The following is a 12,887-nucleotide window of genomic DNA, read 5'->3' on the forward strand; positions in this document are numbered from 1 at the left end:
CGTAGCGGCATATCTCGATGCAGTAGTTGCTGTTTTTCCACTTGTTCACCTGAAACTATTAGAAACCGGGAAATTAAGATACTTTATTCCATTTGTTTACTGCGGAGGGTGGGGGTGTTCTGTGTGCTTGCAATTGTAGTCGATGAGGAGGGTAACTGCTGGATACCAGCCCTTATGATTGATGAGCATCATCAAGGACAGGGTTATGGCAGACAAGCAATGGTGAAATTAATCGAGCATATGCGAAATGAAGGGTGTACCCGATTAATGATCGGGCATAGACCCGGCAATCGGATTGCCGGATTGTTGTATGATTCGTTAGGATTCCAAAAGGTCAGTGAAGAGTTATGTGATGGTGAGGTTGTACGATGTTTGGAGCTTAATTACAAATAGCCTTCCAAAGAGCACTGATCGTTTGGGCCATATGAGCCGGGACATTCGATTCTAATAGTCGCATAGACCTGAATCGTGATTTCTTACTGTTACATACTGTTGAGAGCTTTTTCTATTTTAACTCCAAACTCTGTTTCGTTTAGTTTAGGTGTTCTAGTTTTTGAATCGACGAGGGCGTAATACAGAACTAAATATGTTCCGGATTGGTAGACAATTGGTGCGTGGGAACTAAGCAGCTGAATACTTTCTTCAAAGTGTTTTGTTCCATTTTCTCGTTCCTTCTCCGATCCGAAAACGTAAACTTTTATAATTTCCTCATTACTCAGTTTATAGCTAACAGGTTTAATACCCTCAAGCATTTGGTCGTCAGGTGATTCAATTTGTGTAATGTTTTTTTCAAGGGACATCATGGCTTCATTCACGTTAGAATATTTTGGTTGCGAAGAACAAGCAAAAAGAAATAAAAAGCTAATGAAGGTGAAAAACAGATTTTTTTTCATGAATAATCCTCCTTTTTTGTTAATTCAGAATCAATAAATTGTGAGTCGATTTTTGAGCTGATCTCCTTCTCAAGACACAGATAAGGTGAGACGAGACCTGCCTATTATATTTGATTATATTTGACGTTGCATCTTCGTATTCCTTGCTGCCAAAATAAAGAAACCAAGCTTAACCTATTTAAGGTACTCTTTTATCCACTGTTCAAGCGATAATGCCATCCTATAACTTTAATGATGCTTTGGAATGTTGGAATTACGAGTCAGTGATCTTCTATATATCTTTTAACGCCATGAGATTCAATTATGATCATTATATCTTTTATTAACCATAATTTCCTTTTCGGTGAGGGTGAAATCTTCGGTTTTAGAAAGGTGGAAATGTCACCCAGCTTTACGAGTGCAAAAAAAGTCTCATATTGAATTGAATATATAAGGTTTAAATAAAATTATTTGTCGAAAAAACATTACTTATGTACTATAGAGAAAAACAAAATGGTAAATTATACTTTATAAATACATTAAATATAAAAAAAACAAAAAGGAGGAACATCTATGAAGCTAAAGAAATACCTAGCTACTGGAGTTGTAACAGTTGCAGTTTTTTGTGCAGGGGGGCTAACGGCATTTGCGGGTTATACTAGTGATTTCAGCTTTCCAAAATCTACTTACGAATCTATGGTCAAAACATCGGGCAATTATTATTATCTAGCGGCTGCAACTCCTAATTATAACTGTTTAGGATATGCGCTAGGTGATACAAATAACTGGGTATGGCCATGGGGAGGTAGTAACCCTACACTGCAACAAGCCAATAATTACATGACTTCCCAAATGTATAATCCGTATCCATATAGTTCTGGCGCCTCGAATGTAAAGATTATTGCATATGGTACATCTACAAATAATGTCACTCACTTCTCTAAAGCAGAAGGAACTAATTACTCTAATGCAAAATGGGGGAAGTTAGAAAGAATCCAATCTTTAGGATGGGATCCATATACATCGAATGTATACGGAGCAGCATTACAAGTTTATAAATAATGAATAAAATATTTGATTGAGGTGATAAAATGAATAAGAAAATGCTTGTCGGAATTTTCGCCCTCGGCTTTACTGTTACTTCTTCTTTATATGCGGTACGTGCAAATGCATCTGTTGAGAAACAAATTGACCAGAATCTTAATGGTTTGGCCACTCAACTGCAAGCAGAAGTTACTAACAAAACTGAGCTTGCCATGAGTAGTAATCCTTATGATTTTATCAAAAATAGCGAAGAATATACTAATATTGTGAACATTGGACCGGATGCTATTCCAATTTTGGAAAAGAAAATTGATGAAAGTGAAGGTAGTGGTCTATTTGATTATATTTTTGCGGTTGCTATCGAAGAGATTTCAAAAGTTGATTTGAAAGAAGAACAAAGTACGGCATGGGCTTATGGTGATAAATTTTCTGAAAAATGGAAGGTTAAATTGAGTACACTTCCTGCAGAAGTTGAAAATATCGCTAATTCTGATTTATCTGAGAATGAGAAAATTACTTCTTTGACCAAGCTTGGTCTACCAGCAGTTCCATTTATTATGGATCAAGTCGAGTCTGGTAAAACCGAACTCTTTCCAGTAGTTCTGACTTTGGTTCCAGATGCTCAAGCGAAATCCCTGACAGCTATTGACGAAGTACAATGGGCTAAGGATCACAAGGATACATTTGCGGATCTTAAAAAGTATGTTTTATCCAAAAATAATGAGTGATTATCTTTAAATAAAGCGAAATAAAGTCCAAGAAAACCTTAAAACGAGGTAGTTCCTCAGTCATAGAGGCACTGCCTTGTTTTCATTCTTAAAAAAGCTATTTTTCCATGTGGTAGGAACAGTGAATATCTCAATCATAGAGTAAGTGATTTACTCAAAGCTTTAGCATTGATACAGTACTGATTTTCAATTTTCCTCCGTTGACAAAACCATCCACCCCAGCGTAAAATGGCACATAACAACTTACAGCAACAAGCGATGAAGAGAAGAGTAGGCAGGCAAGCAGCGTTCACAGAGAGCCCCTTCGTGGTGAAAGGGGGCAGCGAAGCGTCTGATCCGAATAAAGTCTCCGAGCTGCATAGGGAATTGGGCATAAGTGTCCAAGGATGGTATGCCGGGATCTCCCGTTATAGAGATAGGGTATAAGCGTTATGGCCGTACCCGAAGAGGCGGATAAGGCAACTTGTCCGTGAACAGAGGTGGTACCGCGAAGCTGATTCAAGCTCTCGTCCTCAAGATATGAATCTTGAGGGCGGGAGCTTTTTTGCTTTTACCCCACTATACCAAACAGTAGAGGTGATCAACATGCATTGGGCAGAAAAAATGGCAAACCGGTTAATCGCGGAGCATCCGCAGCGGCAGACATATGTATGTGCATCCGGGATCAGTCCGTCCGGGTCCGTTCATATCGGGAATTTCCGCGAGGTGGTAACGACTGCATTTGTGGCGAAGGCGCTGCGGCGGGCGGGGAAGGAGGTGCGGTTTATTTTCTCATGGGATGACTTCGACCGGTTCCGTAAAGTTCCGGCCCATATCGATCCCCGCTTCGCGCAGTATATTGGGCTTCCTTATTCGCAGGTGCCTTGTCCGTATGGCTGTCATGCTTCGTATGCGGCCCATTTCGAGTCGGAATTCGAGCGGGCGCTTCAGGTATTTGAGATTGAGCCGGAGTTCATTTATCAGAGCCGGGAATATCAGTCAGGCCGTTATAATCCGCAAATTCTGCACGCCCTGCGCCGCCGGGGAGAGATCTACGATATTCTGATGTCTTTTAAAACAGGCGGGAGTTCAGCAGAGGAACGGGCAGCATTCTATCCCATCCATCTCTATTGCGGGCAATGCGGCAAGGACTCGGCCACCATTCTGGATTACGACAATACGGCGGAGACGGTGGCTTACCGCTGCGGCTGCGGTCATTGCGATACCATACATATTCCGCAGGCGGACAATATCAAGCTGCACTGGAAAATCGACTGGCCGATGCGCTGGCAGCAGGAGCAAGTCGTATTCGAGCCGGGCGGCCGGGACCATTCGTCAGAGACAGGGAGCTATAATGTGGCTGCGGTAATCGCAGAGCAGATCTTCGGGTATTCACCGCCGTTGTATGAGCCATATGAATTCATCAGCATCAAAGGCAGCTTTGCCAAAATGTCCAGCTCCTCCGGGCATAATTACACTCCGGATGATCTGCTAGAGGTCTACGCTCCTGAGAACATCCTGTTCCTGTTCGCTAAATACCAGCCGAATGCTGCCTTCCATATCGGGCTGGATGAGGATGTGCTGCGAAATTATGCGGAGTTCGAGCGGTATGCTGCGGGAGCACGGGCAGGTACATTAACGGGCGATCTGGCGGCTGCGCTGGAGCTGTCACTGCTAAGCGACTCCCCGGTAAGTGCTGGAACTACCGTTAGCTTCGGCCAGGTAGCCAGTCTGCTTCCCTTAATCAACTTCGACAGGGACAAGCTCCGGGAGTTGTTCACCAGAAATGGTGAGAAAATTGATGAACTCCGCTTGCAGAGGGTGGCAGACCGTGCAGAGTACTGGATCAGAAACTGGATGCCGCACAAGATGGTAACGATTCAGACCACGCCCAACTATGCGTATTATCATTCCCTTACCGGAGTGGAGCTCAGATGGCTGCGGAGCTTGTGCAGTCTGCTGCGGAGCAGGGAGCTGGACGAGACACAGCGGATGACCGAAATCTACGCCATTTGTCAGCATGAAGACAAGAAGACGATGCGCTACCAGCAAAAAAGACTGTTCACCATTGTTTATCAGCTGGTGCTTGGTGCAGAGGAGGGTCCGCGTCTGCCCTGGCTAATCCAGGCTGCCGGGACAGAGCGGATGCTGAACTTGCTTGATTTGTGAAGGAGCATGGACGGCCCTTTACGGGATCGATTGAAGAGAGGTATAATATACAAGACTGTTTTTAATTAAATGTTGGAAAGTGAGCGGTAACCATATGGGTCGTAAATGGAATAATATTAAGGAAAAGAAAGCATCCAAGGATGCTAATACAAGTAAAGTCTACGCCAAGTTCGGGGTAGAAATCTATGTTGCAGCGAAGAAGGGCGAGCCTGATCCGGAATCCAACCGGGCGCTGAAGGTCGTTCTGGAGCGGGCCAAGACCTATAATGTACCGAAGGCGATTATTGACCGTGCCCTGGAAAAAGCCAAGGGCAGCGGCGATGAGACCTATGTTGAGCTGCGCTATGAAGGCTTCGGTCCAAGCGGCTCGATGATTGTAGTGGATGCGCTGACGAATAACGTCAACCGCACGGCTCCGCTGGTCCGTTCCACGTTCAGTAAGAACGGCGGCAACATGGGCGTCAGCGGATCGGTTACGTATATGTTCGATCCGACAGCGGTAATCGGGGTGGAAGGCAAATCTGCGGATGAGGTTATGGAGCTGCTGATCGAAGCAGACCTGGATGTCCGCGATGTGCTGGAAGAGGACGAGGCGGTAATCGTGTATGCTGAGCCGGACCAGTTCCATGCGGTACAGGAAGCCTTCCGCAGTACGGGAATCACGGAATTCACCGTAGCCGAGCTGACGCTGCTCCCGCAGAACTATGTAGCTATTCCTGAAGATGCGCAGGCACAGTTCGAGAAGCTGATCGATGCGCTCGAAGAATTGGACGATGTACAGCAGGTCTACCACAACGTGGATTCAGAAGAATAGAATAGCGGTAACATTAATGAGCGGGCAAGCCGATTTCCAGGCTTGTCCGCTTATTCTTTCGGGAGCGAGAATGGAGGGGAAGAGCTGGAATGGAAGTCTTTCGATTCGTGAGTGTGGTTCATGTGTTTTTGATTCAGGAAGGGCAAGTCCTGCTGCTGCGGCGCGCGAATACGGGACATCATGACGGGGAGTATGGGCTGCCTGCCGGGAAGCTGGATGGCGGCGAGCCGCTTCATACCGCCGCCATCCGTGAGGTCCGGGAAGAATGCGGTGCTGTTATAGCTCCCGCCGGGCTTACCCTGATCGGAACGATGCACCTGCGTACCTCCGGGGATGAGCGGGTGGATTTCTTTTTCAAGGCGGAGCAGTGGAGCGGAGAGATCTGCAACATGGAGCCGGACAAATGTGATGACGTAAGCTGGTTCCCGGTGGATGCGCTGCCGGAGAATATCATCCCGTTCGTACAGGAGGCGTGGAATACATTCAGGGATGGCGTCTGGTATGCTGCTCACGGATGGAATTAGAGGGGGAATGGCGCAGTAATGGAAGACTGGACGCTCAGTATGGTTCTTATATTGGTGGTATGCGGATTTCTGGCCGGGTTAATTGACTCTGTAGTGGGCGGCGGCGGTCTGATCGCGATTCCGGCCCTGCTGTCGGTAGGTATCCCGCTTCACCTGCTGCTTGGCAGCAGCAAATTGGCTGGATCGATGTGCTCGCTGACCAGCACCGCCTCGTTCGTGCGTTCCGGCAAAATCAATTTCAAACTGGTCCGCACCCTCATCCCGTTATCCGTCATTGGCGCGATGGCCGGTACGCTGACTGTCCGTCAGGTGCCTTCCGAGTTCCTGAAGCCGCTGGTGATCGTGATGCTGATCGTAATTACCCTCTATACCTTGTTCAAAAAATCCTGGGGAGATATCTCCACCTTCTCCGCGAAAAACGGCAGGCTGCGCCTGGCCGGAAGCATGGCGGCACTGGTTATCGGCTTCTATGACGGGTTCTTCGGCCCGGGAACGGGGTCGTTTCTGATTTTCGCTTTTCTGATGATGGGGTTCGAATTTGTAACCGCCGCAGGCAATGCCAAAATCCTCAACTTCGCCAGCAATATCACAAGCCTGCTTACGTTCATTGTCTTGGGCTCTGTCAGCTATACTCACGGGCTGATTCTTGGGATTCCGATGGTCATCGGAGCCATTGTCGGCTCCCGGATAGCCATCCGCAAAGGGGCGGCGTACATTCGTCCGTTATTCATTACAGTCACTGTTATATTGATCGGCAAGCAGATATGGGATACGATGCATTAAGCACAACTAATGGAGTGAATGAGATGGAGATCAAGCTTATACATAAGGAAGAAGTCTGGAAGCTGAGGCATGAAGTGATGTGGCCTGAGCGGGAGCCGGATTATATTAAGCTGGCAGATGACGATCAGGGCAAGCATTACGGGCTGTACGTGGGAGGTCGTCTGGTATCGGTGTTATCCCTGTTCATCAATGGAACAGAAGCACAATTCCGCAAGTTCGCTACCCTGGAGCTGGAGCAAGGCCAGGGCTACGGCAGCAAACTGCTGAATACGGTCCTTGCGGAGGCGGAACAGGCGGGGGTGCAGCGGATTTTCTGTAATGCCAGAACCTACAAGGCAGGCTTCTACAAGAAGTTCGGAATGCAGCCAACCGATGAAGTGTTCAGCACAGGCGGCAAGGATTACGTGGTCATGGAGAAGTTCTTCGGACCTGGAACAGATGCGAATGGGGGAGCGTAAGAGATGACCAAGAAGCTATATTATAATTCGGCGTATATAAAAGAATGGAGCACCACCGTGACCTCCGCGATAGAGCGTGAAGACGGGATTTATGTGACGCTTGCGGAGACGGCTTTCTACCCGCACGGCGGCGGACAGCCTTGTGATACGGGAACCATCGGCGAAATTGCTGTGCTGGATGTGGTGCTGGAGGATCAGAAGGTGCTGCATAAGGTAGCGCAGCTTCCCGGGCAGACTGAAGTGGAGTGCGCCATTGACTGGACACGGAGATTCGACCATATGCAGCAGCACAGCGGCCAGCATCTGCTGTCGGCGGTATTCCGTGAGCTGTATCAGGCACTGACACTGAGCTTTCACCTGGGCAGCGACTATGCCACAATTGATCTTGACATGCCGGAACTGTCAGCGGTGCAGCTGGCGGAGGCTGAACAAGAGGTGAACCGCAAGATCTACCGGAATCTAGCGATTACCAGCTACTTCGTGACCGCAGAAGAAATGGCCAAGCTGCCTCTGGTGAAGCTTCCTAAGGTAACAGAAGATATCCGGATCGTCGAGATTGAAGGTGTCGAGCATAACGCCTGCGGCGGTACTCATGTCGCTTCGACCGGGGCGATTGGAATAATTAAGCTGCTGAGGTCCGAGAAGCAGAAGGGTAATATTAGAATTACCTTCAAATGCGGAAGCCGGGCGCTTGCGGAATTCAACGATCATATGCAAATCATGAGTCAGCTGTCCGCCCGATTCAATACTGGCAAGGACGAGATTATGGACCGGCTCGGAAAGTGGGAGCAGGAGCAGAAGCTGCTGGCAGCGGAGCTGGCGGCTGTGAAGGAGCAGAATGACAGCTATCTGGCCCGGGACCTGTCATCTTCTATGGAAGAGGGCGGCGGGGTGCTGACGCATATTTCGGATAGTAGACCTCTTAAGGATCTGCAGAGTCTGGCTGCGAAGCTGACGGCGCTGACCGACCTTCCGGTGCTGCTGCTGAGTGCGGCGGAGAATAAGGCAGTGCTCGCGCATAGCGGATCTGCGGATTTCTCGTGCGGCGCATTCTTCAAGGCTCACCTGGGCGGCTACCAGGGCAAGGGCGGAGGCAGCGACAAGCTGGCTCAGGCCGGATTCCCGTCATGGGAAGACGCACTCGCATTTTACAATTTTGCCAAAGAACAATTCTGATTCATGTCCTGCTGGAGAATTATCCCGGGCAGGTATTTACTTGTTATGGAAGGATAGACGTACCCGCAGAGAGAGAACGTAAGAGCTTAGTACTTTTATCGTAAAGGAGTGGTATTGATGAAGAGGTTAGCAATCCTTACAGTCGGTAAAACGCATAGCGGGAAGACCACATTTGCCAGAGAATTAGAGCAGTGCTTGCCTGAGTCGGTTATTATTGACCGGGATGACCTTGGGGAATTCATCAATACTCATTACGAAAGTCTCCTGCCCATGCAGGGGGCGAATACGCTTAAGGACGCTCTGACCCGAACATTAGTGGATTATGCCGTTCATGAGTCGGAGCAGCACATCATCATGTGTAACAATTACTCCAATAGGGAAGGCCGGCTGCGAATGCTGGATTGGTTTCACCAGAAGGGATTGGTTAGTGTGCTGGTATGTTTCAACCTGCCGGATGAGCTGCTGTATTCGCGTATAGCGAGTAGTGAACGGAGTACAGCTATCCTTAGAAAATCAAAAAGCTTCGATGTAGTGCTGACCCGGCAAATCGCGGATTCACAAAAGGTGCTGGCGCAGCAGCCAACGGAGAGTGAGTCGGAGTATCTGTTTGTAATCAACGACAGCGGCGAAGTACCCGGCACGATTCAGAAGATCGTCCAGATCGCACGGAGCTTATAAGTCATTGGATGCAGAGTAGCGCGGCGGGATGCCCCAATGTATGTTCAAGAGGAGCCGCCAACTGGACCTGACCGCCCATACCCTTCATAATAAGAAGAGTTGAGAACGCTTCACACATACTCATAAACGGAGGTTTATATGATGAAATATCGCGAGCTGGGAAATACAGGTCTGTCTGTCAGTGAAGTCAGCTTTGGCACTTGGGCGATTGGCGGGGATTGGGGCAGCAGCAAGGATGAGGACGGGCTGAGAGGCTTGCAGGCAGCGATGGAGCAGGGCGTGAATTTCTTCGATACGGCAGATGTCTATGGCGGCGGCCATGCGGAGGAGCTGCTCGCCAAGGCGACCCGGGGGAAGCAGGATGAGATACATATCGCCACAAAGTTCTGCCGCGCCGGAGATATCCATGACCCGGAGAATTACTCCGCGCGCCGGATTAGCGAGTACTGTGAGCAGAGCCTGCGGCGTCTGGAGCGGGAAGCGATTGATCTGTATCAGATTCACTGTCCGCCGATTGAGATTCTGCGCAATGGCAGTGTATTCGCAGCGCTGGACCAATTGAAGGCCGAGGGTAAAATCCGTCACTACGGCGTCAGCGTTGAGACTATCGAGGAGGGCTTGCTCTGCCTGGAGTATCCGGGAGTTGCGGCACTTCAGGTGATCTTCAATTTGTTCCGCCAGCAGCCGGCACAGGAGCTGTTGCCGCAGGCTGCGGCCAAGGGTGCAGGCATTCTGGTGCGCCTGCCGCTGGCCAGCGGTCTGTTGACCGGCAAGTTCACGGCGTCCAGTACCTTCCAGGAGAACGACCACCGGAAGTTCAATGCGAACGGGGAGCAGTTCAATGTGGGCGAGACCTTTGCCGGACTGCCTTTTGGTAAGGGTGTAGAGCTGGCGCAGAAGCTGGATTGGATCGCTGAAGGACGCGGCAATATGGCCCGGGCCTCGATGCGCTGGATTCTGGACCATCCAGCCGTCAGCTGTGTGATTCCGGGCTTCAAGAATGAGGCTCAGGTGAACGATAATCTGGCCACACTGGATGTACCCTCCTTCAGCGCAGGGGATATGGAGCGCCTGGCTGCCTTTTACCAATCAGAGGTGGTTCCGCATATCCGTGGAGAGGTGTAGCAGCAATATATGAATATAACTGTCGGACTGCTCGCCCATGTAGATGCCGGGAAGACGACCTTCGCCGAGCAGCTGCTCTACCATACCGAAGCCATCCGCAGCAGGGGGCGTGTGGACCATCAGGATACGTTCCTGGATACCCATGAGATTGAAAAAGCACGCGGGATCACCGTCTTCGCCGATCAGGCAGAGTTCACCTATAAGGATGCCCGCTATTTCCTGCTGGATACGCCGGGCCATGTCGATTTCTCCCCGGAGATGGAGCGCTGTCTGCAAGTGCTGGACTATGCAGTGGTGATTCTCAGCGCGGTGGAGGGAGTAGAGAGCCACACCGAAACGCTCTGGCAGCTGCTGCGCCAGCACCGGATTCCGACCCTGTTCTTCATTAACAAAACCGACCGTGCAGGGAGTGACCCTGAGCGGGTCCTGGAAGAGATCCGGCAGCTGCTTAGCGGCGATGCCTTGCTGTTGCCGGAGCAGCCGGAAGCTGCGTGGACCGAGGAGATGAAAGCGTTCCTTGCCGAACGCGAGGAGACGCTGCTGGAACCTTATCTTGAAGGCAGGCTGACGGACAGCGATTGCCGCAGTGCGCTGAGGTCTATGGTGAAGCGCGGAGAGATTTTTCCGTGTATGCAGGGCTCTGCGCTGCTGGACCGCGGGGTGAGTGAATTTCTGGAGATGCTGGATGCGCTCACGTTCACGGAGTACGATCATACACTGCCTTTTGCCGGGAGGGTCTTTAAGATCCGCCACGATGCCAGAGGTACCCGCATCACCTACATCAAAGCGCTGCAGGGCGTCCTGAAGAATCGCGAGAGCTTGGCTTATGGACCCGAAGCGGAACAAACCTCCGAACGGATTACCGGAATACGCAAGTATAACGGTAACGCTTATAGCGCCGCTGACTGGGCTGCCGCCGGGGAGTTGTTCGCGGTTGTCGGCCTAAGCTCCGTGCTGCCGGGTGCTGGAGTGGGCGCACTTCAGGACGCGCAGGGGAGCGGACTGATTCCCACCTTGAAATCCAAGGTGCTCTTCAAGCCGCCCGTGCACCTGAAGGAGCTAATGTATGCCTTCGGACAGCTCGGCGCGGAAGATCCGTCACTGAATGTAAGCTGGGATGAAGAGCTCCAGGAGCTGCATATTCATGTGATGGGCGGGATACAGCTTGAGATTCTGGAGCAGATCGTAGCAGAGCGGTTTCAGCTTAAAATCTCGTTTGGCCCGCCGGAGATTCTTTACAAGGAGACCATTGCCGGTACGGTCTATGGCTGCGGGCATTTCGAGCCGCTAGGCCACTACGCCGAGGTTCATCTGATGCTTGAGGGAGGGGAACGCGGGAGCGGGATCACGTTCATGAACCGCTGCCACCCGGATGATCTCGCGGCAGGCTACCAGCATCAGATTGAGCAGCATCTGCTGGAGAGCGGCCATCACGGCCTGCTGACCGGTTCCCCGCTGACGGATCTGAAGATCACCTTGCTTACAGGAAGGGCGCATAATAAGCACACGAGCGGCGGCGATTTCCGGGAAGCGGCTTACCGCGCCTTGCGCCAGGGGCTGGAGCAGGCAGAGAATCTGCTGCTGGAGCCGGTCTACGACCTGAAGATCCGGATAGATCCGGACGATGTGGGAAAGGTTATGAGTGATATTCAGCAAGCCGGAGGCCGCTTCCATCCCCCGGATATTTCACCGTCCAAGGCGGTAATTACGGGCACAGTTCCGGCGGCAAGCTTCATGAATTACGGGGTGAGACTGGCGGCGATGACGCAGGGCAAGGGATCGATGTCACTCCGAGTGGCCGGATATGAGCCCTGCCACCAGACCGGGGCGGTGGTGGAGCAGCGTAATTATAATAAAAATGCAGACCCGGCCTACTCCTCGGCGTCTATTTTTTGCGCCAAGGGTGAGGGGTATGCTGTGCCCTGGGGAGAGGCCGGACAGCATATGCATATTCAAGCAGCAAGCAGGAACGGGTACACTGTTCTTAAACGGGCAGTTCCGTTTCAGCGTGACGTAGAAGGAAAGGTGCAGACTAACAATGAGTAATGTAATAGATAAGGTAGCTTGGATCTATGTTGTGGACGGCAAGGTACTGGGCGCGCGTTCCACAGGCAAGGACACCTATTATTTCCCCGGCGGTAAGCGGGAGCCCGGCGAGAGTGATGCCGAGACTCTGATCCGCGAGATTGAGGAGGAGCTGTCGGTCCAGATCCTGCCGGAGACGATTGCAGAGTTCGGAAGCTTCGAGGCCCCGGCCCATGGCAAAGCGGAAGGCATCCTTGTACGGATGACCTGCCTGACCGCAGACTTCACAGGCGAGCTTGCCCCGGCTTCGGAGATTGAAGAGCTGGCATGGTTATCCTATAAGGACAAAGACCGTGTGTCGGCGGTCAGTGTTATCATCATGGACAAGCTGCGGGAGATGAACCTTATCTCCTAAGAGTCAGGTGTGCAATCATCTTGTGCCGAAAAGTCTATGCAAGCCCGTTTTGAGCCGGAATCCGGCCTGAAACGGGCTTGTTGTCTCTTTAGCAGGG

14 protein-coding genes and 1 other annotated feature are annotated in these 12,887 nt (G+C 50.7%); of the genes, 13 read left to right on the forward strand and 1 reads right to left on the reverse strand.

Annotated elements, in window-relative coordinates; genetic code table 11:
- Window positions 1-123 precede the first annotated feature (123 nt).
- Window positions 124-393, forward strand: coding sequence for a GNAT family N-acetyltransferase (locus tag NSS83_RS01965; RefSeq protein WP_341347558.1), 270 nt, complete (start codon window positions 124-126; stop codon window positions 391-393).
- A gap of 89 nt (window positions 394-482) precedes the next feature.
- On the opposite strand, the gene NSS83_RS01970 is transcribed toward NSS83_RS01965, so the two are convergent.
- A complete protein-coding gene (locus tag NSS83_RS01970) occupies window positions 483-893 on the reverse strand; it encodes a hypothetical protein (RefSeq protein WP_341186005.1) in 411 nt (136 codons plus the stop codon).
- Between the two features lie 552 nt (window positions 894-1,445).
- On the opposite strand from NSS83_RS01970, the gene NSS83_RS01975 reads away from it, so the two are divergent.
- The 12 genes from NSS83_RS01975 (at window position 1,446) to NSS83_RS02030 (ending at window position 12,790) form a co-directional block, all read left to right on the forward strand.
- Complete coding sequence (locus NSS83_RS01975) at window positions 1,446-1,934, forward strand: hypothetical protein (protein ID WP_341186004.1); 489 nt, start codon at window positions 1,446-1,448, stop codon at window positions 1,932-1,934.
- Window positions 1,935-1,963: 29 nt separating this feature from the next.
- Window positions 1,964-2,644, forward strand: a complete 681-nt coding sequence (locus NSS83_RS01980; RefSeq protein WP_341186003.1) for a hypothetical protein — start codon at window positions 1,964-1,966, stop codon at window positions 2,642-2,644.
- Window positions 2,645-2,893: 249 nt separating this feature from the next.
- Window positions 2,894-3,161 (forward strand) — a binding site (T-box leader).
- Window positions 3,162-3,229: 68 nt separating this feature from the next.
- Window positions 3,230-4,792, forward strand: a complete 1,563-nt coding sequence (gene lysS, locus NSS83_RS01985; protein WP_341347559.1) for a lysine--tRNA ligase — start codon at window positions 3,230-3,232, stop codon at window positions 4,790-4,792.
- A gap of 94 nt (window positions 4,793-4,886) precedes the next feature.
- On the forward strand, window positions 4,887-5,606 hold the full coding sequence (locus NSS83_RS01990; RefSeq protein ID WP_341186001.1) for a YebC/PmpR family DNA-binding transcriptional regulator: 720 nt from the start codon (window positions 4,887-4,889) through the stop codon (window positions 5,604-5,606).
- Window positions 5,607-5,695: 89 nt separating this feature from the next.
- A complete protein-coding gene (locus tag NSS83_RS01995) occupies window positions 5,696-6,130 on the forward strand; it encodes an NUDIX domain-containing protein (protein ID WP_341186000.1) in 435 nt (144 codons plus the stop codon).
- A gap of 18 nt (window positions 6,131-6,148) precedes the next feature.
- Window positions 6,149-6,913 carry a TSUP family transporter gene (locus NSS83_RS02000; protein WP_341185999.1) on the forward strand — a complete coding sequence of 255 codons (765 nt, stop codon included), beginning with the start codon at window positions 6,149-6,151 and terminating at the stop codon, window positions 6,911-6,913.
- A gap of 23 nt (window positions 6,914-6,936) precedes the next feature.
- Window positions 6,937-7,371 (forward strand): GNAT family N-acetyltransferase, encoded by a 435-nt coding sequence (locus tag NSS83_RS02005; RefSeq protein WP_341185998.1) that lies wholly within the window; start codon window positions 6,937-6,939, stop codon window positions 7,369-7,371.
- Window positions 7,372-7,374: 3 nt separating this feature from the next.
- Entirely contained in the window at window positions 7,375-8,547 is a 1,173-nt protein-coding gene (locus tag NSS83_RS02010) for an alanyl-tRNA editing protein (RefSeq protein ID WP_341347560.1), read from the forward strand.
- 117 nt (window positions 8,548-8,664) lie between these two features.
- Window positions 8,665-9,225: an AAA family ATPase gene (locus NSS83_RS02015; protein WP_341347561.1), complete on the forward strand. Its 561-nt coding sequence runs from the start codon at window positions 8,665-8,667 to the stop codon at window positions 9,223-9,225.
- 141 nt (window positions 9,226-9,366) lie between these two features.
- The gene (locus NSS83_RS02020; RefSeq protein ID WP_341348701.1) at window positions 9,367-10,350 is read left to right on the forward strand and encodes an aldo/keto reductase; all 984 of its coding nucleotides are present in this window, start codon (window positions 9,367-9,369) and stop codon (window positions 10,348-10,350) included.
- Window positions 10,351-10,359: 9 nt separating this feature from the next.
- Entirely contained in the window at window positions 10,360-12,396 is a 2,037-nt protein-coding gene (locus NSS83_RS02025) for a translation factor GTPase family protein (protein WP_341347562.1), read from the forward strand.
- Window positions 12,389-12,790 (forward strand): NUDIX domain-containing protein, encoded by a 402-nt coding sequence (locus NSS83_RS02030; protein WP_341347563.1) that lies wholly within the window; start codon window positions 12,389-12,391, stop codon window positions 12,788-12,790. The genes NSS83_RS02025 and NSS83_RS02030 overlap by 8 nt, the downstream gene beginning before the upstream one ends.
- Window positions 12,791-12,887: the final 97 nt, after the last annotated feature.

The organism is Paenibacillus sp. FSL H3-0469 (assembly GCF_038051945.1).
Taxonomy (GTDB): Bacteria; Bacillota; Bacilli; order Paenibacillales; family Paenibacillaceae; genus Paenibacillus_AQ.